22 protein-coding genes and 1 riboswitch are annotated in these 22,604 nt (G+C 68.1%); of the genes, 7 read left to right on the top strand and 15 right to left on the bottom strand.

Annotated features, from left to right (window positions below; translation table 11 throughout):
• Positions 1–3: 3 nt before the first annotated feature.
• The 3 genes from metW to QTI68_RS03255 all read right to left on the bottom strand — a co-directional run bounded on the left by metW (position 4) and on the right by QTI68_RS03255 (position 2,430).
• The gene (gene metW, locus QTI68_RS03265) at positions 4–588 is read right to left on the bottom strand and encodes a methionine biosynthesis protein MetW (RefSeq protein WP_286519641.1); all 585 of its coding nucleotides are present in this window, start codon (positions 586–588) and stop codon (positions 4–6) included.
• Complete coding sequence (gene metX / locus QTI68_RS03260) at positions 585–1,745, bottom strand: homoserine O-succinyltransferase MetX (protein ID WP_286519640.1); 1,161 nt, start codon at positions 1,743–1,745, stop codon at positions 585–587. The genes metW and metX overlap by 4 nt, the downstream gene beginning before the upstream one ends.
• Positions 1,746–1,863: 118 nt before the next feature.
• The gene (locus QTI68_RS03255; RefSeq protein ID WP_286519639.1) at positions 1,864–2,430 is read right to left on the bottom strand and encodes a TMEM165/GDT1 family protein; all 567 of its coding nucleotides are present in this window, start codon (positions 2,428–2,430) and stop codon (positions 1,864–1,866) included.
• A 14-nt stretch (positions 2,431–2,444) separates the two neighbouring features.
• A riboswitch (yybP-ykoY riboswitch) is annotated at positions 2,445–2,621 on the bottom strand.
• Positions 2,622–2,866: 245 nt separating this feature from the next.
• Here QTI68_RS03255 and rbp point away from each other — a divergent pair.
• Positions 2,867–3,391 (top strand): RNA-binding regulator, encoded by a 525-nt coding sequence (gene rbp, locus QTI68_RS03250; RefSeq protein ID WP_028249862.1) that lies wholly within the window; start codon positions 2,867–2,869, stop codon positions 3,389–3,391.
• A gap of 69 nt (positions 3,392–3,460) precedes the next feature.
• Here the strand turns inward: rbp and QTI68_RS03245 are convergent, their stop codons facing one another.
• Genes QTI68_RS03245 through QTI68_RS03230 form a run of 4 tightly spaced genes read right to left on the bottom strand, consistent with a single transcriptional unit; the run spans position 3,461 to position 6,444 of the window.
• Positions 3,461–4,246, bottom strand: coding sequence for an SDR family oxidoreductase (locus QTI68_RS03245; protein WP_286519638.1), 786 nt, complete (start codon positions 4,244–4,246; stop codon positions 3,461–3,463).
• Between the two features lie 4 nt (positions 4,247–4,250).
• Positions 4,251–4,898, bottom strand: a complete 648-nt coding sequence (gene lptC / locus QTI68_RS03240; protein ID WP_286519637.1) for an LPS export ABC transporter periplasmic protein LptC — start codon at positions 4,896–4,898, stop codon at positions 4,251–4,253.
• A complete protein-coding gene (locus QTI68_RS03235; RefSeq protein ID WP_286510435.1) occupies positions 4,895–5,443 on the bottom strand; it encodes a KdsC family phosphatase in 549 nt (182 codons plus the stop codon). Before QTI68_RS03235 ends, lptC begins: the two co-directional genes overlap by 4 nt.
• Positions 5,443–6,444 (bottom strand): KpsF/GutQ family sugar-phosphate isomerase, encoded by a 1,002-nt coding sequence (locus QTI68_RS03230; protein WP_286519635.1) that lies wholly within the window; start codon positions 6,442–6,444, stop codon positions 5,443–5,445. The genes QTI68_RS03235 and QTI68_RS03230 overlap by 1 nt, the downstream gene beginning before the upstream one ends.
• Before the next feature lie 88 nt (positions 6,445–6,532).
• Here QTI68_RS03230 and QTI68_RS03225 point away from each other — a divergent pair, with 88 nt between their 5' ends.
• Complete coding sequence (locus QTI68_RS03225; protein WP_286519634.1) at positions 6,533–8,518, top strand: cation:proton antiporter; 1,986 nt, start codon at positions 6,533–6,535, stop codon at positions 8,516–8,518.
• Between the two features lie 12 nt (positions 8,519–8,530).
• On the opposite strand, the gene QTI68_RS03220 is transcribed toward QTI68_RS03225, so the two are convergent.
• The 7 genes from QTI68_RS03220 to rpmH form a co-directional block, all read right to left on the bottom strand.
• Positions 8,531–9,463 (bottom strand): hypothetical protein, encoded by a 933-nt coding sequence (locus tag QTI68_RS03220; protein ID WP_286519633.1) that lies wholly within the window; start codon positions 9,461–9,463, stop codon positions 8,531–8,533.
• Between the two features lie 7 nt (positions 9,464–9,470).
• Complete coding sequence (locus tag QTI68_RS03215) at positions 9,471–9,938, bottom strand: Crp/Fnr family transcriptional regulator (RefSeq protein WP_286519632.1); 468 nt, start codon at positions 9,936–9,938, stop codon at positions 9,471–9,473.
• Positions 9,939–10,023: 85 nt separating this feature from the next.
• A complete protein-coding gene (gene mnmE / locus QTI68_RS03210) occupies positions 10,024–11,436 on the bottom strand; it encodes a tRNA uridine-5-carboxymethylaminomethyl(34) synthesis GTPase MnmE (RefSeq protein ID WP_286519630.1) in 1,413 nt (470 codons plus the stop codon).
• A 62-nt stretch (positions 11,437–11,498) separates the two neighbouring features.
• Entirely contained in the window at positions 11,499–13,283 is a 1,785-nt protein-coding gene (yidC, locus tag QTI68_RS03205) for a membrane protein insertase YidC (RefSeq protein WP_286519629.1), read from the bottom strand.
• Positions 13,280–13,570, bottom strand: a complete 291-nt coding sequence (gene yidD, locus QTI68_RS03200; RefSeq protein ID WP_286519627.1) for a membrane protein insertion efficiency factor YidD — start codon at positions 13,568–13,570, stop codon at positions 13,280–13,282. The genes yidC and yidD overlap by 4 nt, the downstream gene beginning before the upstream one ends.
• Positions 13,567–13,953 carry a ribonuclease P protein component gene (locus tag QTI68_RS03195; protein ID WP_286520209.1) on the bottom strand — a complete coding sequence of 129 codons (387 nt, stop codon included), beginning with the start codon at positions 13,951–13,953 and terminating at the stop codon, positions 13,567–13,569. Before QTI68_RS03195 ends, yidD begins: the two co-directional genes overlap by 4 nt.
• 81 nt (positions 13,954–14,034) lie before the next feature.
• On the bottom strand, positions 14,035–14,169 hold the full coding sequence (gene rpmH, locus QTI68_RS03190) for a 50S ribosomal protein L34 (RefSeq protein WP_007834827.1): 135 nt from the start codon (positions 14,167–14,169) through the stop codon (positions 14,035–14,037).
• A 337-nt stretch (positions 14,170–14,506) separates the two neighbouring features.
• Here rpmH and dnaA point away from each other — a divergent pair, with 337 nt between their 5' ends.
• The 3 genes from dnaA to gyrB all read left to right on the top strand — a co-directional run bounded on the left by dnaA (position 14,507) and on the right by gyrB (position 20,020).
• On the top strand, positions 14,507–15,886 hold the full coding sequence (dnaA, locus tag QTI68_RS03185) for a chromosomal replication initiator protein DnaA (protein WP_286519626.1): 1,380 nt from the start codon (positions 14,507–14,509) through the stop codon (positions 15,884–15,886).
• Between the two features lie 268 nt (positions 15,887–16,154).
• Positions 16,155–17,261: a DNA polymerase III subunit beta gene (dnaN, locus tag QTI68_RS03180; RefSeq protein WP_286519625.1), complete on the top strand. Its 1,107-nt coding sequence runs from the start codon at positions 16,155–16,157 to the stop codon at positions 17,259–17,261.
• Positions 17,262–17,398: 137 nt separating this feature from the next.
• Positions 17,399–20,020, top strand: a complete 2,622-nt coding sequence (gene gyrB, locus QTI68_RS03175) for a DNA topoisomerase (ATP-hydrolyzing) subunit B (RefSeq protein ID WP_286519624.1) — start codon at positions 17,399–17,401, stop codon at positions 20,018–20,020.
• A gap of 4 nt (positions 20,021–20,024) precedes the next feature.
• Here the strand turns inward: gyrB and QTI68_RS03170 are convergent, their stop codons facing one another.
• The gene (locus tag QTI68_RS03170) at positions 20,025–21,260 is read right to left on the bottom strand and encodes an MFS transporter (protein WP_286519622.1); all 1,236 of its coding nucleotides are present in this window, start codon (positions 21,258–21,260) and stop codon (positions 20,025–20,027) included.
• Positions 21,261–21,504: 244 nt separating this feature from the next.
• On the opposite strand from QTI68_RS03170, the gene QTI68_RS03165 reads away from it, so the two are divergent.
• Both QTI68_RS03165 and QTI68_RS03160 read left to right on the top strand, forming a co-directional pair.
• Positions 21,505–21,999 (top strand): hypothetical protein, encoded by a 495-nt coding sequence (locus QTI68_RS03165; RefSeq protein WP_286519621.1) that lies wholly within the window; start codon positions 21,505–21,507, stop codon positions 21,997–21,999.
• A 101-nt stretch (positions 22,000–22,100) separates the two neighbouring features.
• Positions 22,101–22,559, top strand: coding sequence for a hypothetical protein (locus QTI68_RS03160; RefSeq protein WP_286519619.1), 459 nt, complete (start codon positions 22,101–22,103; stop codon positions 22,557–22,559).
• Positions 22,560–22,604 lie beyond the last annotated feature (45 nt).

The raw sequence follows: 22,604 nt of genomic DNA, 5'->3' as shown, positions 1-22,604 counted from the left end.
CGCCTATCCCCGCTCGAACTTGAAGACCGCGGTGCTGGCGCGCGCATTGGGCAGCCAGCGCACCTCGCGGTCTTCCTGCAGGCCGAAGGCATCGAGCACGCGCAGCCGGTTCTTGCGCGCCAGCACCTCGAAGTCCTTGAAGGTGCCGACCCGGATGTTGGGCGTGTCGTACCACTGGTAGGGCAGCCGGCGCGTCACCGGCATGCGGCCGCGCGCAATGCTGATGCGGTTCGGCCAGTGGGCGAAATTGGGGAAGGCGACGATGCCGATGCGGCCCACGCGCGCGGTCTCGCGCAGCATCACCTCGGCATTGCGCAGGTGCTGCAGGGTGTCGATCTGCAGCACGACGTCGAAAGAGGCGTCGTCGAACATCGCGAGGCCCTCGTCGAGGTTGAGCTGGATCACGTCGACGCCGCGGCGCACGCATTGCAGGACATTGCCGTCGGCGATCTCGACGCCGTAGCCGGTGCAGCCGCGCTCGCGTTGCAACAGGTCGAGCAGCGCGCCGTCGCCGCAGCCGAGGTCGAGCACGCGTGCGCCTTCGGGAACCAGGCGGGCGATCAGGTTCTGGGTCGGGCTGTCGCTCACTGGGCAGCTCCTTCGAAGGTGGCGGCGATACGCTCGAAGTAGGAGCGCACCACGCTCATGTAGCGCGCGTCGTCGAGCAGGAAGGCGTCGTGTCCGTGCGGCGCATCGATCTCGGCGTAGCTCACGTTGCGGCGGTTGTCGAGCAGTGCCTTCACGATCTCGCGACTGCGCGCCGGCGAGAAGCGCCAGTCGGTGCTGAAGCTCACCAGCAGGAACTTGGCGCTGGCCTGCGCCAATGCGGCGCGCAGGTCGCCGCCGAAGTCGCGCGCCGGGTCGAAGTAGTCGAGCGCGCGCGTGATCAGCAGGTAGGTGTTGGCGTCGAAATACTCGCTGAACTTGTCGCCGTTGTAGCGCAGGTAGCTCTCGATCTGGAACTCGACCTCCTGGGTCGAATAGAGGAACTCGGTGTTGGCGGCGCTGCCCTCGACCGCACTGCGCAGGGCGCGACCGAACTTCTCGTTCATGACGTCGTCGCTCTGGTAGGTGATGTGGCCGATCATGCGGGCGATGCGCAGGCCGCGCCGCGGGATCACGCCCTGCTCGTAGAAGTGTCCGCCGTTGAAGTCGGGGTCGGTGACGATCGCACGGCGCGCCACTTCGTTGAAGGCGATGTTCTGCGCCGTGAGGCTCGGCGCGCTCGCGACCACCACCGCGTGCTGCACGCGCTGCGGGTACTGCAGCGTCCACGACAAGGCCTGCATGCCGCCCAGGCTGCCGCCCATCACGGCCGCCAGGCGTTCGATGCCGAGCGCGTCGAGCAGCGCGGCCTGCGCCGCGACCCAGTCCTCGACCGTGACGACCGGGAAGTCGGCGCCGTAGGCGCGACCGGTGGCGGGGTTGTCGTGCATCGGCCCGGTGGAGCCGAAGCAGGAGCCCAGGTTGTTGATGCCGATGACGAAGAAGCGGTCGGTGTCGACCGGCTTGCCGGGACCGATCATGTTGTCCCACCAGCCTTCGGATTTCGGCTGGTCGGCATAGACGCCGGCGACGTGGTGGGACGCATTGAGCGCGTGGCACACGAGCACCGCGTTGCTGCGGTCGGCGTTGAGCCGGCCGTAGGTTTCGTAGGCCAGCGTGTAGTGGCTGATCGATGCGCCGCTGCGAAGTGCCAGCGGGCCCTCGAACTGCATCGATTGCGGAGTGACGACGAAGGACATGAATGAAAAAGACCCGGCCTCGCCAAAAACGAGCCGGGTCCCGGCGTCCGTCTTTAGCTGCATTTGTAGAGCGCCCGCAAGCTGGAGCAAATCGGCGCGTGCAAGAAGTATATGCCGCTCAACCCCAGCCGATCAACGCGACCACGCCGAGCACCAGGAAGATCGCGGCCGAGATGCCGTGCACGAGCTTGATCGGCACCCGCTTCACGATGCGGTCCCCGAGCCAGACCACCGGCGCGTTGGCCAGCATCATGCCGAGCGTGGTGCCCATCACGACCCAGACATAGGCGTCCACGTAGCGCGCCGCGAGCATCACGGTTGCGATCTGGGTCTTGTCGCCCATCTCGGCCAGGAAGAAGGCGAGCATCGTGGTGCCGAAGACGCCGAACTTCGAGGACTTGGGCACGTCGCCGTCGTCGATCTTGTCGGGAATCAGCATCCACAGCGCCATCGCGATGAAGGACCCGCCCAGGATCCATCGGAGCACGTCGGCCCCGAGGAAGTGAGTGACCCAGTTGCCGACCGCGCCGGCGAGCGCGTGGTTCAGGATGGTGGCGGCGAAGATGCCCGCCACGATCGGCCAGGGCTTGCGGAACCGGGCCGCGAGGATCAAGGCGAGGAGCTGGGTCTTGTCGCCCATCTCGGCGAGCGCGACCACGCCGGTGGCGACGAAAAATGCTTCCATGAAAAAAGGGACTCCTACGGCCGAAGGACGCAATTGACCGCGCAACACCTTCGGCCGAATCCCGAAGTCGCGCGGTCAAAGGTCTCGCCAGGCTGGCTGCTGCTTGCGCCATGTGCTGCCGGAGGCAGTACAAGTCTGTTGACGCAAACCCTTCTCACGATGGAAGGCGGCTACTCCCCAATGACTCGTCGATTATAGCGAGTCCGGCAGCAACAATGTATGCAAGTGCTGACTTCAAAATTATTTGCCGGGGGCCGGGGTGCGTGCAAATTCCTACTTGCATTTGTCGCATTTCACCCATAATGCACGAGCCTTCCTTCAAAATTCGAGGGCGAATCGGTGATCGGTCAGTTTCGCGCAACTCGGCGGATGTTCCGCCGGATTGCTGCTCTCGGGACTCCATCGCTTTTCTTGATGTGTTTATAGGAGTCCCTTGATGGGCAACAAACTGTACGTCGGTAACCTGCCTTACTCGGTGCGCGACGGTGATCTCGAGCAGGCCTTCGGCCAATTCGGCGCGGTGACGAGCGCCAAGGTCATGATGGAACGCGACACCGGTCGCTCCAAGGGTTTCGGCTTCGTCGAGATGGGCAGTGATGCAGAAGCACAAGCAGCCATCAACGGCATGAACGGCCAGCCGCTCGGCGGCCGCAGCGTGGTCGTCAACGAGGCGCGTCCGATGGAAGCCCGTCCGCCGCGCAGCGGTGGCGGCGGCTACGGCGGCGGCGGTGGCGGCTATGGCGGCGGTGGTGGCGGCGGCGGCTACGGTGGTGGTGGCGGCGGCTATGGCGGCGGCGGCGGTGGTCGCAGCGGCGGTGGCGGCGGCTATGGCGGCGGTGGCCGCAGCGGTGGCGGCGGCGGTGACGGCGGCTTCCGCAGCCCGTACGGCGCTGGCCCGCGTGGCGGCGGCGGTGGTCGCGGCGGCTACGGCGGCGGCAACGGTGGCAACAGCGGCTACTGATCGCGCCCCGAACGCGAAACCCCATCAAGAAGGCTCCTGCGGGAGCCTTTTTTCATGGCCGCGCGAGGCTCACTCGCCCTGGCGGCGCTTGCGGCCGCGGCCCTTGAAGAGCCGGTCGAACAGCGGATTCGGCAGCAGCCGCATCAGCTTGGCGACCACGCCCATCTGCCACGGGATCACGCGGTAGCTGGTGCCGGCCTGGATGGCCCGGAAGGCGCGGTCGGCGAATTCGGCCGGCTGCAGCAGGAACGGCATGGCGTAGCGGTTGCCCTGTGTCAGCGGGGTGTCGACATAACCGGGGCAGAGGGTGACGACCTTGACCCCGCTGGCGTTCATTTCGCCGCGCAGGCTTTCGCAGTAGGCCACCACCCCGGCCTTGCTCGCGCAGTAGGCGCCGTGGCCCGGCAGGCCGCGGATCGCGGCGACGCTGCCGATGCCGACCAGGCGGCCGCTGCCGCGTGCCGCCATGGCGGCCACGAAAGGATGGAAGGTCGCCGCCAGGCCGAGGTTGTTGATGGCGAAAGTGCGGGCCATCACATCGAGGTCGCCGCGGACGGCGGTGTCCATGCCGACGCTGACGCCGGCGTTGGCGATCACCACGTCCGGCAGGCCTTGCTGCGCGATGCAGGCGGCGCCGGCCGAGACGACGCTGTCGAGCTCGGCGACGTCGGCGCCGTAGACCCGCCAGCGGCGGGGGTCCAGCTGGCGCGCCGCCGCCCAGGCCTCGATCTCGGCCGTTCGCCTGGCCACCAGTGCAAGGTCGTGGCCGGCGTCGTAGAAGCGCATGGCCAGCGCCTGCCCGATGCCGCTCGAGGCGCCGGTGACGAACAACAGGGGGTTCTTGGTGGTGGCCATGGACTCAGCGCTTCGGTGCCGGCGCCACGGCCGACGGCGGCGGCATGATCAGGCCGTGCACCCGGCCCTGGAGATTGGCGATGCCGGTCAGGCTGTCGTAGTCCATCGCATCGGAGGTGAACTTGTCGGACCCGCGGATCAGCGTGACCGGTTTGTTGGACTTCACGCGTTCGGTGTCGATGAAGACATGCAGGAACTCGCCGCGGAACTCGAGGCGCGGCAGCATCGTGCCGTCGGCCGACTTGGCGGCGTCGCGAATCACGATCGCATTGCCGAACAGCTGGATTTCGGTGCCGTCTCCGTTGGACACGCCGCGATCGGCCGAGCCGTGCGTGACCAGCCCGACGGGCGAGATCGAGCGCCAGCGCACCTGGTCGACCTCGAGCGTATCGGTGTCCGGGTAGTGCCGGCCCTCCTTGCCGAAGACTTCGGTGCGCAGGTCGCCGTTGGGCTGGAAGTTCTTCACCGAGAAGCCGCGCATGAAGTAATCGGGCTCGTGCGTCGGCGCTTCGGCCGGCTGCGGCGTGAGCATCTCGGGCGCGTTGCGCACCAGCCAGTAGGTGCCCAGCGCGAGCACCGCCGTCAGGATGATCGGCAGGTAGATGGTCAGCCGGTCGAAGGCATCGCGCAGCACGCGCCACGCGGACTTCATTCGGCCCGGCCTCGCGCGCGGTCCAGCAGGCGGCGGTAGTGGCCGCCGGCGGTCAGCAGCAGGTCGCAGAATTCGCGTGCCGCACCCTCGCCGCCGCGCGCGGCGGTGACGTGGCGGGCGATGGCGCGCACCTCGGCATGGGCATTGGCCGGCGCGGCCGCGAAGGCGACGCGCGACAGCACCGGCAGGTCGGGCCAGTCGTCGCCGATCGCGGCGGCCTGCGACCAGTCGAAGCCCAGCTCGGCCAGCATCGCCTCGGCGGCCGGCAGCTTGTCTTCGGTGCCGTAGCGCACGTGCGCGATGCCGAGCGCCTCGAGCCGCACGCGCAGCGGTTTGGAGTCGCGCCCGGTGATGACGGCGGGCGTGATGCCGGCGCTGCGCAGCAGCTTGAGGCCGTAGCCGTCGAGGATGCTGAAGCGCTTGAGGGTTTCGCCGTGCTCGGTGAAGTAGACCCCGCCATCGGTCAGCACGCCGTCGATGTCGAAGAAGGCGATCCGGATGTCCTGGGCGGCGAGCAGGGTCTCGGGGCTGAATTCGACGCCCATCAGATGACCTTCGCGCGCATCAGGTCGTTGATGCTGAGCGCGCCGATCAGCAGCCCGGCCGCGTCGACCACCAGCACGCTGGTGATGCGATGCTGTTCCATGAGGTCGGCCGCCTCGGCGGCCAGCGCGTCGGCGCGCAAGGTGCGCGGCCCGGCATGCATGACGTCGGCGGCGGTGAGGGCGCGCAGGTCGGCGCCGGTCTCGACCTGGCGCCGCAGGTCGCCGTCGGTGAAGATGCCGATCGCGCGGCCGTCGGGGCCGACCACCGCGGTGGCGCCGAGCCCCTTGGCGCTCATCTCGCGCATGATCTCGCTCAGGCTCGCCCCGGGGGCCACGCGCGGCACCTCGTCGCCCGAGCGCATCACGTCGCTGACGTGGGTCAGCAGCTTGCGGCCGAGCGCGCCGCCCGGATGCGAGCGGGCGAAGTCCTCGGTGCCGAAGCCGCGGGCGTCGAGCAGCGCCACCGCGAGCGCATCGCCCATCGCCATCTGGGCGGTGGTGCTGGCGGTCGGCGCGAGGTTCAGCGGGCAGGCTTCCTTCTCGACGCCGCTGTCGAGCACGATGTCGGCATGGCGCGCCAGCGTCGAGTCGCTGCGGCCGGTGATCGCGATCAGCGGCACGCCCTGGCGCTTGACCACGGGCAGGATGGTGGTGAGTTCCTCGACTTCGCCGCTGTTGGAGATCGCCAGCACCAGGTCGACCGCCTTGATCATGCCGAGGTCGCCATGGCTGGCTTCGGCCGGATGCACGAACATCGCCGGCGTGCCGGTCGAGGCCAGGGTGGCGGCGATCTTGCGGCCGACATGGCCGCTCTTGCCCATGCCCATCACGACCACGCGGCCGCGGACGTCGAGGATCTTTTGCACCGCGGCAGGAAAGCTCGGTCCGAGCCGTTCCTTGAGCCCGAGCACCGCCGCCGCCTCGATGTCGAAAGTGACGCGCGCGCGCGCCAGCAGGGCGTCGGGATCGACGGAGGGGGGCGCAGGGGGGCGGGAGCTCATCGGCGGATTTTATCGGCCGGCCGAGCCGAGTCCCCAATGGGGATGAAATGGCGCCGGAAGCGGGCAGGCGTGTTGCTAGCATGCGGGCATGTCCTCGCTCGACCTGACGCTGATGTATTTGCTCGCTGCGGTGATCGGCGTGGTTGTCTGCCGCTTGCTGCGGCTGCCGCCGATGCTCGGCTACCTGTCGGCCGGGGTGCTGATCGGACCCCACGCGCTGGCACTGGCGCAGAACTCCGAGGGCATCCGCCACCTGGGCGAATTCGGCGTCGTCTTCCTGATGTTCGTCATCGGGCTCGAGTTCAGCCTGCCCAAGCTGCGGGCGATGCGCCGCCACGTGTTCGGCCTCGGCCTGCTGCAGGTGTTGCTGACCATCTCGGTGGCCACCGTCGGTGCGCTGCTGCTGTCGCACTGGCTGCCGCCGGCCTGGCGGCTGAACTGGCAGGCCGCGCTGGTCTTCTCGGGCGCACTCACGATGAGCAGCACGGCGATCGTCGTCAAGCTGATGGCGGAGCGGCTGGAGATCGACAGCGAGCATGGCAAGCGCGTGATGGGCGTGCTGCTGTTCCAGGACTTGGCGGTGGTGCCGCTGCTGGTGCTGATCCCGGCGCTCGGCGCCCCGCCCGAGACCTTGCTGAAGGCGCTCAGCTTCGCGCTGCTGAAGGCCGGCTTCCTGATCGGCGTGCTGCTGTATGGCGGGCCGCGCGTGATGCGCTGGTGGCTCACGCTGGTCGCGCGCCGGCGCAGCGAGGAGCTGTTCATGCTCAACCTGCTGCTGGTCACGCTCGGCCTGGCCTGGCTGACCGAGCTCGCCGGCCTGAGCCTGGCGCTGGGTGCCTTCGTCGCCGGCATGCTGGTGTCGGAGACCGAGTTCAAGCACCAGGTCGAGACCGACATCCGGCCGTTCCACGACGTGCTGCTCGGGCTCTTCTTCATCACCATCGGCATGTCGCTCGACTGGCACGTGGTGGTCGAGCGCTGGGCGCTGGTGGCGGTGCTGCTGCTGCTGCCGCTGGCCTTCAAGCTGGTGCTGGTGACGGCGCTGGCGCGGGCCCTGGGCGCCACGGCCGGCGTCTCGCTGCGCACCGGCCTCTACCTGGCGCAGGCCGGCGAGTTCGGCTTCGTGCTGCTGGCGCTGGCCCAGGGCCAGGACCTGCTGCCGGCGTGGCTGGCGAATCCGGTGCTGGCCTCGATGGTGCTGTCGATGCTGTCGACCCCCTTCATCATCATGTACAGCAACCGGATCGTGCGCAAACTGGTGGCCAGCGACTGGCTGCAGCAGTCGCTGCAGATGACCACGATCGCCCGCAAGACGATCAACACGGCACGCCACGTGATCATCTGCGGCTACGGGCGCTGCGGCCAGAACCTGGCGCGCATGCTGGAGCGCGAGGGCATCCCCTACCTGGCGCTGGACCTCGATCCGGACCGGGTCCGGCAGGCGGCCGCGGCCGGCGATTCGGTGGTGTTCGGCGATGCCTCCCGACTGCAGGCGCTGATGGCGGCCGGCCTCGCGCGCGCCAGCGCCCTGGTCGTGACCTACCAGGACGTGCCGGGAGCGCTGAAGGTGCTGGCCAACGCACGCGCCCATGCGCCGCAGGTGCCGGTGATCGTGCGCACCCAGGACGACCGCGACCTCGAGAAGCTGCAGGCGGCCGGCGCGACCGAGGTGGTGCCGGAGGCGATCGAGGGCTCGCTGATGCTGGCCAGCCATGCGCTGGCGCTGGTCGGGGTGCCGATGCGGCGCGTGATCCGCGTCGTCCAGGACCAGCGCGATGCGCGCTACAACCTGTTGCGCGGCTATTTCCACGGCGCCGACGACGACAACGCCGACGAGATCGACCATGAGCGCCTCAACACCTTCACCTTGACGGCCGGCGCACGCGCCATCGGTCAGCCGCTGGCCAGGCTGGCGCTGGCGGGGCTGAACGTGCGCGTGGCGAGCCTGCGCCGCCGCGACGGCAAGGCTGCCGATGCCGACGACGACACGGTGCTGGCCGATGGCGACACGCTGGTGTTGTCGGGCAAGCCCGGCGCGCTGGCGGTGGCGATCGACAAGCTGCAGAAGGGCTGAGCGCGGGGCCGCTCAGTTCAGCAGCGTCGGGTTGCGCTTTTCTTCCTCGATCTGCTGTTGGCGGCGGACTGCGTCGCACTGGGCCGTCGTCCTGAATTCCGCCCTGGCGCACTGCGCGGCCATGCACTGGGCGCGGGCGATGAAGTTCAGGCCGGCGCATTGCGCCTGCGGGTTCGCGGGCGGGGGCGGCGGGGCTGGCGCGGGTTCCGGCTGCGGCGCAGGCGCGGCGGCCGCGGGCGCCGGTGTGGCCGCCGGCGTTGCCGGCTTGCGGGGTTTTGGCGGGCTGGGCCTGGCGGGGGCGGCTGGTGGCGCGACCGCCTGGGCCGATGGCGCCGGCGGCGGCTCTGCAACCGGCGCGCTGGCGACGGGCTCTGGCGCCGGGGCCTCGGCCTGCGGCTGCGGCTGGGGCTGGGGCTGGGGCTGGGGCTGGGGCTGGGGCTGGGGCTGGGGCTCGGCCGGAGGCGTGGGCGCAACGGGCACCGCCGCCTCGACCGGGGCGGGCGCCGGCGTGGCCGGCGTGGCCGCCGGCGAAGCGGGCCCGGACACCGCCAACGGCGTCGACGGCGGCGAACCGGACGAAAACAACCAGGCGGCCAGCGCCGCCGCAAGACCCACGGCCGCCAGGCCAATCACGGCCGTGCGCAGCGGGTTCGGGCGCGGCGGTGCGGTGGCTCGCGACGGATGCTTCCGGGGCGCGGGCGGCGCGTCGCGAGGGCTCGCCTTCCCGCTGGAGGGGGTGGCCGATCGACGGGGACGGGGGGTCGGCAGCGGCGCCGGAAGCTCCACGTCCCTCGCCATGCGCTGGGTGGCGGGCCATTCCGCTTCGGCGCCCGGCAGGGCGGCCGGTTGCGGTGCGGTCAGTGCGACCAGCCTCCGTCCGCAGCCTTTGCAGAACTTGGCGCCGTCACGGTTGTCCGTGCGGCAGTCCGCGCACACCAGGGTCATCGTGCGCTCAGGTCACCGCCACTCGCTTCTGCTTGTTCACCAGACGCTTGGCAATCACGGCGCCGAGCCCCATCGTGAGCTCCAGGGCCAGGTTGGGCTGCCGGTTCGACAGTTCGGCGAAGCGGATCCCGGTCAGTCGCCAGACCCGGGCCGCCCCGGTGGCGACCACGTTGGCCGAACGCGGTGCGCGCGAGAAGAAGGAGCCTTCGCCGACCACCGAGCCCGGATTCAGGATCGCCAGCTGCATCTGGCCCTTGTCGCCGATCAGGTGCACGCTGAGTGCGCCGCTCTCGATGAAGAAGACTGTGCGGTCCTGGGCGCCCTGGTCGATCAGCACCTGGCCCGCGGCGAGGTCGAAGGGCTGCAGATAAGCAGCCACCGTTTCCCATTGCAGCGAATTGAGCGCCGGCGCAAAGGCGTCGTAGCTGGTGTTCTGGGTGATCGCGCGGCAAAGATCCTGAATGCTGGATGACATCGTTCGTTTGTCCTGCTGTGCGTCGGAAGTATCTGCGAAAGGTCAAATCTGCGGTGACAGATGTCACAGAATGACACACTCTCGCTCACTTGCCGATGCAGAAGCGGGAAAAGATCACGCCGAGCAGGTCGTCGGCGCCGAACTCGCCGGTGATTTCGTTCAGTGCGTTCTGCGCCAGCCGCAGCTCTTCGGCCAACAGGTCGAGCAACTGGGCATGGGCTGCCAGGTGGGCGGTCGCCAGGCCGATGTGTTCCTCGACCCGCGACAGCGCCTGCACGTGGCGGGCCCGCGCCAGGTAGACGCCTTCCGGAACCGCCTGCCAGCCGGCGACCTCGAGCAGCCGGCGACGCAGGGTTTCGATGCCGGCCCCGGTGCGCGCCGACAGGCTGACGCCGCTGTCGGGCGGCGGCTGCGCGGCGGGCAGCGCGTCGAGCTTGCTCCAGACATCGATCACCGGCACGCTGGCGGGCAGCCGGCTGGCCAGCAGCACGGCGATTTCGGCATCGGCCTGTGCATAGGCAGGGGCGGCACTGCGGGTCAGGTCGTGCAGGAACAGCACCGCGTCGGCCCCTTCGATCTGGCTCCAGGCGCGGGCGATGCCGATCTGCTCGACCTCGTCGACGCTGTCGCGCAGGCCCGCGGTGTCGACGACATGCAGCGGAACGCCCTGGATCTGGATGGTTTGCGAGACCACGTCGCGGGTGGTGCCCGCGACCGCGCTGACGATCGCCAGTTCGGCGCCCGCCAGCGCATTCAGCAGCGAGCTCTTGCCGGCATTCGGCTGGCCGGCGATCACGACCTTGATTCCCTCGCGCAGCAGGGCGCCCTGGCGGGCCCGCTGCTGCACCGCGGCCAGCTGGGATTGCAGCGCCACCAGCTGGCCCGCGGCGTCGGCCTCCTGCAGGAAGTCGATCTCCTCGTCGGGAAAGTCGAGCGTCGCCTCGACCAGCATGCGCAGGCGCACCAGGGCCTCGAGCAAGGTGTGGATCTCGTCGGAGAAGGCGCCCGACAGCGACCGGCTGGCGCTGCGCGCCGCGGCTTCGGTGCTGGCGTCGATCAGGTCGGCGATCGCCTCGGCCTGCGCCAGGTCGATCTTGCCGTTGAGGAAGGCGCGCTGACTGAATTCGCCGGGCTCGGCCACCCGCAGGCCCGCCAGGCGCGGCCGGCCGGTCGCCGGGTCGGACTCGGCGGCCGCCGCCAGGCAGCGCGCCAGCAGCAGCTGCAGCACCACCGTGCCGCCATGGGCCTGGAGTTCGAACACGTCTTCGCCGGTGAAGGAATGCGGGGCCGGGAAGTGCAGGGCCAGGCCGCGATCGATCGGCGAGCCGTCGGCATCGCAGAAGGGAAGGTAGCTGGCCTCCCGCGGCTTCAGCGCGCGGCCGCAGAGGGCGTCGATCAGCGGCGCCAGTTCGCGGCCGGAGACCCGCACGATCCCGACCGACCCGCGGCCTGAGGCGGTGGCGATGGCAACGATCGGATCGGCGGTGCGGGCGAGCATGGGAACGATTCTTCCAGTAAAAAGGGCCGCTTTCGCGGCCCTGCGGGTCGATGGCCGAAGCCTTACTTGCCCGGCTTCGCCAGGGTCGGCACCTTCGGCTTCTTGGGCGGATTGCCCAGCACACCCAGCCGCTTGTTGATGAACCACTGCTGCGCGATCGACAGCACGTTGTTGGTGATCCAGTAGAGCACCAGGCCGGCCGGGAAGAAGATGAACATCACGCTGAAAGCCAGCGGCATGATCCACATCAGCTTGGCCTGCATCGGGTCCGGCGGCGTCGGGTTGAGCCAGGTCTGGAACAGCGAGGTGGCGGTCATGACCACCGGCAGGATGAACCACGGGTCCGGTGCCGAGAGGTCATGGATCCAGAGGATCCACGGGGCGTGGCGCATCTCGACCGACGACAGCAGCACCCAGTAGAGCGCGATGAACACCGGGATCTGGATCACGATCGGGAAGCAGCCACCCATCGGGTTGACCTTCTCCTCGCGGTAGATGCGCATCATCTCCTGCTGCATCTCCTGCGGCTTGTCCTTGAGCCGCTCGCGCATCTCCATGATCTTCGGATTGATGGCCTTCATCTTGGCCATGCTCGCGTAGGCCTTGGCGTTGAGCCAGTAGAACGCGGCCTTCAGCAGCACCACCAGCGCGACGATCGACCAGCCCCAGTTGCCGAGGATGCCGTGCAGCTTGTTGAGCAGCCAGTAGAGCGGCTTGGAGATGATCGCGAAGATGCCGTAGTCCTTGACCAGGTCGAGGCCGGTGGCGATCGCCTCGAGCTTCTTCTCTTCCTCGGGGCCGGCGAACAGGTTGCTGTCGATCGCCTGCGAGGCGCCCGGTGCGAGCTCGGGCAGCTTCAGCACCATCGCGACCGAGAACAGGTTGTTGCCGAGGTCGGCGACCCGGAACTCGCGCTTGATGGTGTCGCTGCCGGGCACGTTGAGCAGCCAGGCCGAGACGAAGTAGTGCTGGACCATCGCCACCCAGCCGTTGTCGGCCGGCGCGGGCAGTTCGACCTTGCCCTTGGTGATGGCGCTGAAGTCGATCTTCTGGAACTTCTTCTGCTCGGTGTAGATGGCCGGGCCGGTGAAGGTGTTGGTGCCGAACATGGTGCCGGCGGCGACCGTGCCGTGGCGCGTGAACTGCAGGTAGAGCTGGGCGTCGCGCGGCTTGTCGCTGACGTTGACGACCTGGTGATTGACGCGGATCGTGTAGTCGCCGCGCTGGAACACGTAGGTCTTGACGTACTTGATGCCGCCCACGGGCTGCGACTCGAACACCACTTCGAGCTTGTTCTGGCCTTCGGCCAGTTCGCGCGGGCCGGGGCGCGCGGTCATCAGGCTCAGGTGGTTCGGGAAGCGGTCGCCGGTGTCCACCGTGTTCAGCAGGCCGGTCTGGGCCACGTAGCGGGTGGCGGGCGAGCCGTTCTCCATCAGCATCACCGGGTGGACCTCGTTCTGCGGCACCGGCAGGCCGACCAGGCGGCGGGCCCATTCGACCAGGCCGCCATGGTTGGTCTGGTCGAGGAACTGGAGCAGCTGCAGTTCGGACAGCGTGCCGCCTTCACCGTCGATGGTCGCCTTGAAGACGTCGGTGGACACCGTGACCTTCTCGCCGATGGCGGGCGCCGAGCCCTGCACCGGGACCGCACCGGCCGCCGGTGCGGCAGCCGCCGGGACGCCGCTGGCGCTGGCCGCGGGCGGCGCCGACGAATCGGCGGGGGCGGCGGTCTTGGCCGAGGGCAGGAAGGTCGGCTTGTGGCCGTTGTAGACCTGCCATTGGTCCCACAGCAACACCAGCGAGAAACCAAAAATCACCCACAAGATGGTGCGGCGGATATCGTTCATGAAGAAGACTTCTTGTCGTCGGGGGAGAGAAAGGCGAACAGCGACCCGCGCCTAGGCGCCGGTCGCTGTGTCTTTGGAGGCACCGGATCGTGGCCGCCCTGGCACCAGGGCTGGCAGCGCGCGATGCGGTGCAGTGTCAGGTAGCTGCCCTTGGCGGCGCCGTGCTGCTCGAGCGCGCCGATCGCGTAGACGGAGCAGGTCGGCTCGAAGCGGCACGACTGGCCGAGCCAGGGGCTCAGCAGCAGCCGGTAGCCCTTGACCAGGGCGATCAGCAGGCGCCGCATCATGGGCGCGCCGCCCCGGCCCGCGCCAGCAGCTGCTGGAGTTCGGTGCGGACGGCGGCCTTGAGCGCGTCGGACGACGCGCTGACGAATTGCTTGCGATCGAAGGCCGCACGCAGGCGCACCACGTGTGCCGCGCGCGGCAGCGACTCGGCGACGGCAGCGCTCACGGTGTAGATCTGGCGTTTGATCGCGTTGCGGGTGACCGCCCGACGGGCCCAGCGCTTGGGAACCATGGCGCCCAGCCAGACGTCGTCGGAAGCGAACAGCGGCGCAGCCCCGCCCGGCGCGTCGAGCGCGCAGCGGTGCAGTGCGAAGTGGGCTGTGCGCGCCACGGTGGCACCTGCGAGGACGGCCTGGAACTGCGCGCGGGTCTTGAGCCGCTGCATGGAAGCCAACCGCGGGACGCCGTCGAACGGTGAGGGCGGCAGCGGGTCGACTGGCAACGGAGCCGGCGAAAGTGTCTGGCCTTAGACGGCCAGGCGCTTGCGGCCCTTGGCGCGGCGTGCGTTGATCACGGCGCGGCCACCGCGGGTCTTCATGCGGACCAGGAAGCCGTGGGTACGGGCGCGGCGGACTTTCGATGCTTGATACGTGCGTTTCATGATGATTTCCTGATTCACCGGCTGGGCCGGCGTTTTTGAGCCTCCGGGCCTCGAGGGGCCGGGGACTGTTCTCTACCGCGCAACCGGAAGGGCCCGGCGAGGCGCGATGATGCGAATACCCCGAAACACACAAAGAAGGTTTTCAGGGAAACCCGCGATTATCGCAAAGTTTCGGTTGCGCCACAATGGCCGGTTGGTTCGCAGGCGTTTCCGCGACCGTCCAGACCATGTGGATAAGGTTTTGACAAGTTAGAATCCAGGGCGCATCGCGGGTGCGACTATCCACAATACCAAGACGAGAGAATGGCTGAGGGACAAACCACTTTTCAGAGCGCCCATGCCGGGTGAAGGCATCGGTGACAGCCTCTGGCAGGCCTGTGTCGACCAGCTCGCACAGGAACTGTCCGAACAGCAGTTCAACACCTGGATCAAGCCGCTGACCGCGAAGGTCACGGACGATCTGTCGCGGGTCACGGTGTTCGTGGCCAACCGCTTCAAACTCGACTGGATCCGGGCCCAGTACGCCGGCAAGATCGCCTCGATGGCCGAGAAGCTCTATGGCCAGCCAGTCATCATTGAGTTAGCGCTCGCTCCTCGTGAAATCGCCAGCCGGCCGGCATCGATGGCGATCGTGTCTGAAACCGACGTGCCGCGCGAGATGGTGCCTTCGGGCGAGGACCTGGCCGCCGCCGCTTTCAAGAACCGGCTCAATTCGGGCCTCACTTTCGACACCCTGGTCGAAGGCACGGCGAACCGCATGGCGCGTGCCGCGGCGATGCACGTGGCCGGCATGCCGGGCCACCTCTACAACCCGCTTTTCATCTATGGCGGGGTCGGCCTCGGCAAGACCCACCTGATGCACGCGGTGGGCAACCGCCTGCTGGCCGACCGCCCCGAATCCAAAGTTCTCTACATCCACGCCGAGCAATTCGTCTCGGATGTGGTCAAAGCGTATCAGCGCAAGACTTTCGACGAGTTCAAGGAACGCTACCACTCGCTCGACCTGCTGCTGATCGACGACGTCCAGTTCTTCGCCAACAAGGACCGCACGCAGGAAGAGTTCTTCAATGCCTTCGAGGCGCTGCTGGCCAAGAAGTCGCACATCGTGATGACCAGCGACACCTATCCCAAGGGCCTGGCGGACATCCACGAGCGGCTGGTCTCGCGCTTCGACTCGGGCCTGACGGTCGCGATCGAGCCGCCCGAGCTCGAGATGCGTGTCGCGATTCTCATCAACAAGGCGCGCGCCGAGAGCGCCGAGATGCCCGAAGAGGTCGCCTTCTTCGTCGCCAAGAACGTGCGCTCCAACGTGCGCGAACTCGAAGGCGCGCTGCGCAAGATCCTCGCTTACTCGCGCTTCAACCAGAAAGAGATCTCGATCGCCCTGGCGCGCGAGGCGCTGCGCGACCTGCTGTCGATCCAGAACCGGCAGATCTCGGTCGAGAACATCCAGAAGACGGTGGCCGACTACTACAAGATCAAGGTCGCCGACATGTACTCGAAGAAGCGGCCGGCCTCGATCGCCCGGCCGCGCCAGATCGCGATGTACCTGGCCAAGGAGCTGACCCAGAAGAGCCTGCCCGAGATCGGCGAGCTGTTCGGTGGCCGCGACCACACCACGGTGCTGCATGCGGTGCGCAAGATCTCGGGCGAGCGGCAGCAGCTCACCGAGCTCAACCAGCAGTTGCACGTGCTGGAGCAGACCCTGAAGGGCTGAGCGATGAGCGCTGTACTGCCATCATCGACCCCTGTCAAAGGACAACTCTGGGGACAGTTCCGGCACAAGAAAGGGCTTGTCCACAGGCGGGCGCTGCGCGCCGAAGTTGTGCGCCCTGGCGCGACAGCCCCGAAGCAGGGCTGCGCACAGCCGGCCGGCAGCGCCAAGTGCCTGTCACGAAAGCGGAAAACGACGCTGTCCACAGCACAGTGCGTCCCTTATCTACTACTACTAATTTGAATTAAAGAAATAAGGAAGAGGTAAGACAATGATCGTTTTGAAGGCTACCCAGGACAAAGTCCTCGCCGCGCTGCAGTCGGTGGCGGGCATCGTCGAGCGCCGCCACACGCTGCCGATCCTGGCCAACGTGCTGATCCGCAAGACCGGCGGCCAGCTGCAGCTCACCACCAGCGACCTCGAGATCCAGATCCGCACCCATGCCGAACTCGGCGGCGACGAAGGCAACTTCACGACCACCATCGGCGCCCGCAAGCTGATCGACATCCTGCGCACCATGCCGGCCGACCAGACCGTGAGCCTCGAGTCGAGCGCCAGCAAGCTGGTGCTCAAGGGCGGCAAGAGCCGCTTCACGCTGCAGTCGCTTCCGGCCGAAGACTTCCCGCTGGTGCAGGAGTCGGCCAATTTCGGCCCGGTGTTCAGCGTGCCGCAGAAGACCTTGAAGGACCTGCTGGGCCAGGTGTCGTTCGCGATGGCGGTGCATGACATCCGCTACTACCTCAACGGCATCCTGTTCGTCGCCGAAGGCAAGCAGCTGAGCCTGGTCGCCACCGATGGCCACCGGCTGGCCTTCGCCTCGGCCACCCTCGACGTCGAGGTGCCGCGCCAGGAAGTGATCCTGCCGCGCAAGACCGTGCTCGAGATGCAGCGCCTCCTGTCCGACGCCGAAGGCGCGATCGAGATGCAGTTCGCCAACAACCAGGCCAAGTTCAGCTTCGGCGGCATGGAGTTCGTCACCAAGCTGGTCGAGGGCAAGTTCCCCGACTACAACCGCGTGATCCCCAAGACCCACAAGAACACGGTCACGCTGGGCCGCGCACCGCTCTTGGCCAGCCTGCAGCGCACCGCGATCCTGACCAGCGAGAAGTTCAAGGGCGTGCGGCTCAACATCGAGCCCGGCACCCTGCGCATCGCGTCGAACAACGCCGAGCAGGAAGAGGCGCAGGACGAGCTCGACATCGACTACGGCGGCGACGCGATCGAGATCGGCTTCAACGTGACCTACCTGATCGATGCCCTGGCCAACATGAGCCAGGACATGGTGAAGCTGGACCTGGCGGACTCCAACAGCTCGGTGCTGATGACGATTCCCGAGAACGCGTCGTTCAAGTACGTCGTCATGCCGATGCGCATTTAGCGCACCCCCAGGTTGGCTCACTTCGTGTAGCCGCCCACCCCCTTGCAGGGGGCGATACCAGCGGCCCGGCAAAGCCGGTTCCGCGGTATCTCCCGAACAGAAGGCGCCCAGCCCGGTGCCGAGAGAGAAAGAGTCAGATGAGCGAAGAAAACAAGCCGGAAGTGCCGCACACCGAGCCGGTTTACACCCCTGAAATCGACAGCGCGATTCCGATCGAGGTGACACCGGCCGGCGACACCTCCTATGGCGAAGGCTCCATCACGATCCTCGAAGGGCTGGAGGCGGTGCGCAAGCGCCCGGGCATGTACATCGGCGACACCTCGGACGGCACCGGCCTGCACCACCTGGTGTTCGAGGTGGTCGACAACTCGATCGACGAGGCGCTGGCGGGCTACTGCGACGACATCGTGGTCACGATCCACACCGACAACTCGGTGTCCGTGACCGACAACGGCCGAGGCATCCCGACCGGCGTCAAGATGGACGACAAGCACGAGCCGAAGCGCTCGGCGGCCGAGATCGCACTGACCGAACTGCACGCCGGCGGCAAGTTCAACCAGAACAGCTACAAGGTGTCGGGCGGCCTGCACGGGGTCGGCGTGAGCTGCGTCAACGCGCTCAGCAAGATGCTGCGCCTGACGGTGCGGCGCGAGGGCAAGGTCCACACGCTCGAGTTCAGCAAGGGCTTCGTGCAGAACCGCATCGTCGAGACGGTGAGCGGCGTCGAGGTGTCGCCGATGAAGGTCATCGGCGAGACCGAGAAGCGCGGCACCGAGGTGCACTTCCTGCCCGACAACGAGATCTTCAAGGAAAACGCCGACTTCCACTACGAGATCCTCAGCAAGCGGCTGCGCGAGCTCAGTTTCCTGAACAACGGCGTGCGGATCCGGCTGATCGACGAACGCACCGGCAAGGAAGACGACTTTTCGGGCGCCGGCGGCGTCAAGGGTTTCGTCGAGTTCATCAACAAGGGCAAGACGGTGCTGCACCCGAACGTGTTCTACGCGATGGGCGAGAAGCCGGCCGACACCTACGGCGGCATTCCGGGCACGCACATCGGCGTCGAGGTTGCGATGCAGTGGAACAGCGGCTACAACGAGCAGGTGCTGTGCTTCACCAACAACATCCCGCAGCGTGACGGCGGCACCCACCTGACCGGCCTGCGGGCCGCGATGACCCGGGTCATCAACAAGTACATCGAAGAGAACGAGTTCGCCAAGAAGGCCAAGGTCGAGGTCACCGGCGACGACATGCGCGAAGGCCTGTGCTGCGTGCTGAGCGTCAAGGTGCCCGAGCCCAAGTTCTCGAGCCAGACCAAGGACAAGCTGGTGTCGAGCGAAGTGCGCGCGCCGGTCGAGGACATCGTCGGCCGCCTGCTGACCGACTACCTGCAGGAGCGCCCGAACGACGCCAAGATCATCTGCGGCAAGATCGTCGAGGCGGCGCGCGCGCGCGAAGCCGCCCGCAAGGCGCGCGAGATGACGCGCCGCAAGGGCGTGCTCGACGGCATGGGCCTGCCGGGCAAGCTGGCCGACTGCCAGGAGAAGGACCCGGCGTTGTGCGAGGTCTACCTGGTGGAGGGCGACTCCGCCGGCGGCTCCGCCAAGCAGGGCCGCGACCGGAAGTTCCAGGCCATCCTGCCGCTGCGCGGCAAGATCCTGAACGTCGAGAAGGCGCGCTACGAGAAGCTGCTGACCAGCAACGAAATCCTGACCATGATCACCGCGCTGGGCACCGGCATCGGCCGCGCCGGCGCGACGACCGCGGGCGGCGGCGCCGACGACTTCAACGTCGCCAAGCTGCGCTACCACCGCATCATCATCATGACCGACGCCGACGTCGACGGCGCTCACATCCGCACCTTGCTGCTGACTTTCTTCTACCGGCAGATGCCCGAGCTGGTCGAGCGCGGCCACATCTACATCGCGCAGCCGCCGCTCTACAAGGTGAAGGTCGGCAAGGAAGAGCAGTACCTCAAGGACGGTCCGGCGCTCGACGCCTTCCTGCTGAAGGTGGCGTTGAAGGATGCGAGCGTGTCCACCGGCGGCGCGAGTCCGACCCTGCTCAGCGGCGACACCCTGGCCGAACTGGCGCGCAAGCACCAGTTGGCCGAGGCCGTGATCGCCCGGCTCGGCGTGTTCCTCGATGCGGCGGCGCTGCGCGCGATCGCCGACGGCGTGTCGCTCGACCTCGACACCACGGCCAGCGCCGAGGCCTCGGCCGTGGCACTGCAGAACAAGCTGCGCGAACTCAACACCACCGGCGCGCCGGCGGACGTGTCGAGCGAGTTCGACGCCCGCACCGACAAGCCGCTGCTGCGCATCAGCCGCCGCCATCACGGCAACATCAAGAGCAGCGTGCTGACGCAGGACTTCGTCCACGGCGCCGACTACGCGGCCTTGTCCGAGGCGGCCAAGACCTTCCGCGACCTGCTGGGCGAAGGCGCGGTGGTCAAGCGCGGCGAGGGCGAGCGCGCCAAGGAAGAAAAGGTGGCCGACTTCCGCGAGGCGATGCGCTGGCTGATCGGCCAGGCCGAGAACGCCACGGCGCGCCAGCGCTACAAGGGGCTGGGCGAGATGAACCCCGAACAGCTGTGGGAAACCACGATGGACCCGGCGGTGCGCCGCCTGCTGCGGGTGCAGATCGACGACGCGATCGAGGCCGATCGCGTGTTCACGATGCTGATGGGCGACGAGGTCGAGCCGCGGCGCGAGTTCATCGAGCAGAACGCGCTGCGGGCGGCGAATATCGACGTTTGAGCGTTCAGCCGCGCTCGGCCGACGCAGTCAGCGCTGCACGACCGGGCGCCCGCCCCAGCCCGCCCACGACAACGGCGGCCACCAGCACCAGCGCACCGCTCAGCAGCATCGCGCTCGAGATGCCCCAGCCGTCGACCACCAGGCCGCCGAGCAGGGCGCCCGAAGCGATCGCGACCTGAAAGCCGCTCACCAGCAAGGCCTGGCCGGCTTCGGGCGCATCCGGAACGGCCTCCATCATCCAGCCGGTCAGGGCGACCGGGATCATGCCGAAGGCGATGCCCCAGGTGACCACCACCGCGGCGCCGGCCAGGAAGCCGCTGCCCACCACCGTCGACAGCAGCAGCGCGGCCGCGAGCAGAACGGCCGCCAGCAGCGCCGCCGCGCGCACGCTGCGCGCGACCAGCGTGCCGCCGACGAAGGTGCCGAAGAAGCCGACCGCGCCGTAGGCCAGCAGCAATGTCGTGACGCCATTGGCGTCGAGCCCGAAGACCTGCTGCAGCAGCGGCTTGAGGTAGGTGTAGGCGGCGAAATGGCCGGCCACCAGGAACAGCACCGCCAGCAGGCCGACCTGCGCCATGCGCCGTGTCAGCGGCGTCAGCAGGTCGCGCGGCCGGATGGCGCGGGCCGGCGGCATTGCGGGCAGCAGCCAGACCTGGATCGCCAGCACGACCGCCGCCAGCGCGCCCGTGAGCCCGAAGGCTGCGCGCCAGCCAGCCAAAGTGCCGACCAGCGCGCCGGCGGGCACGCCGAGCACGGTGGCCGCCGAGACGCCGGCCAGCACCAGCGACATGGCGCGCGCCTGCGAACCGGATGCCACCAGCTGGGTGGCGGCGCTCGGCGCGAAGGTCCAGAAGCCGCCGATGCACAGGCCCAGCAGCAGGCGGGCCACGAGCATCGTCGCGAAATTCGGTGCGAAGGCGGCCAGCAGGTTCGACGCCACCAGCATGCCGGTCAGCGTCACCATGACGGTGCGGCGGTCCAGGCGGCCGGAGGCGACGATCAGCGCCGGCCCGGCGAAGGCCGCCAGCACGCCCGGCATCGTGACCATCAGGCCGGCGGTGCCGTCGCTGACCTGCAGGCCGGCACCGATGTCGGTCAGCAGGCCGATCGGCAGGAATTCGGTCGTGACCATCGCGAAGGTGCCGACGGCGATCGAGCCGACGGCCAGCCAGGCGGACCGGGAGGTGTCCGGAGCGGCTTCGGAAAGGGCATCGGTGCAGGGGGAGCAGGGGGCGTTCATGTGTGGCAATCCACCGTCTGTTGTGGGCTGTCGAGTCTGGCGGCGTCGAGGCGGCCCTCGCAGCGCCGTGCGGAACATCTCTATTTCCGGGACGCCAACAATGAAAACCGTCGGACCTCATGCGTTTTTTCGTCTTGGCGCGTGGCACGGGCGCGACTGCGCGTAAACGCTATTCCTAGCCCGACTCTTGCTAAGGAAAATTGCCGGCGACCCGCCGCCATTTCTCAGCAAGGAAATCACAGCAATGAACCCGACCCGCTTCTGGCACTCCGCCGCGGCCCTGGCGATCTTCGGCATGTTCACCTCGGCGCAGGCGCTGACCAATCCGCCGATCCGCATGGCCCAGGGCATCGAGTACATGTGCGGCGGCAAGAGCAGCGCCGAAGCGGCCTTCATGGAGACGGTGGCGCCCCGCTGGGCCGCGACCCTCGAATTCGCGGTCAGCCGAGGCAAGCCCGGCCAGTTCCCGAGCGACGTCAAGGTGGTGGTGCGCGACCGCTATTCGGGCCGGCTGGTGATGGAGACCGCCACCGGCTCGCCGTTCATGCTGGCCCGGCTCGAACCCGGCGCCTACGAAGTCGAGGCCACGCTGGCCGGGATCACGCTGCAACAGCCCCTGACCGTGTTCAACGGCCTGAGCGCCAAGGCGCAGTTCGTCTGGCCGTCGAACGTCGATTTCGCCGCCGCGATGGGATTGCCGCGGGCCGAGCAGCAGGCCTCGGTGCGCACCGGCAACTGAGCCCCGGCGCCCCGGCGCTGAAATCAGGTTCGCTTAAGGCGCTTTGCCGACAGTGGTGGCGTGAAGCTCCCTTCACGCCAACCCGAGCAAAGGATTCCGCGATGAACACAGGTCGATCCTGGCGGCCGCTGGCTGCCCTGGCATTGGGCGCCGCGGCGCTGTCCGGTGCGCTGGCGGCGCATGCGGTCTACAACCCGCCGATCCGCATGGCCAACGGCATCGAGTACATGGGCGGCGGCGCCAGCAGCGAAGAGGCGGCGCTGATGCAGAGCGTCGAGCCTCGCTGGCCGGCCAGCTTCGAGTTCGCGGTCAAGGAGGGGACGCGGCAGGTCTCGGCCGCCGATGTCGTCGTGACGGTGCGCGATGCATCGGGCCGCGAGTTGCTGAGCCAGGTCGAAGCGGGTGGCCCGTTCCTAGTGGCGCGGCTCGAGCCGGGCCGCTACCAGGTCGAGGCCACGCGGGGAGGCCAGACCCTCACGCAGGAGATCGAGCTGCTGCCCTGGCAGCCGAAGCGGACCGTGTTCGTCTGGCCCGCCGGCGTGCAAGCCCCGCGTTCCTGAAGTCCGGGTGCGCCCGGGCGCTCTTTCAGAAGATGCTCAAGGCGG

Origin of the sequence: Variovorax sp. J31P207 (assembly GCF_030316965.1) — a bacterium.
In the GTDB taxonomy this organism is placed as follows: domain Bacteria; phylum Pseudomonadota; class Gammaproteobacteria; order Burkholderiales; family Burkholderiaceae_C; genus Variovorax; species Variovorax ginsengisoli_B.
This window is presented reverse-complemented; position numbering and strand designations above follow the sequence as displayed.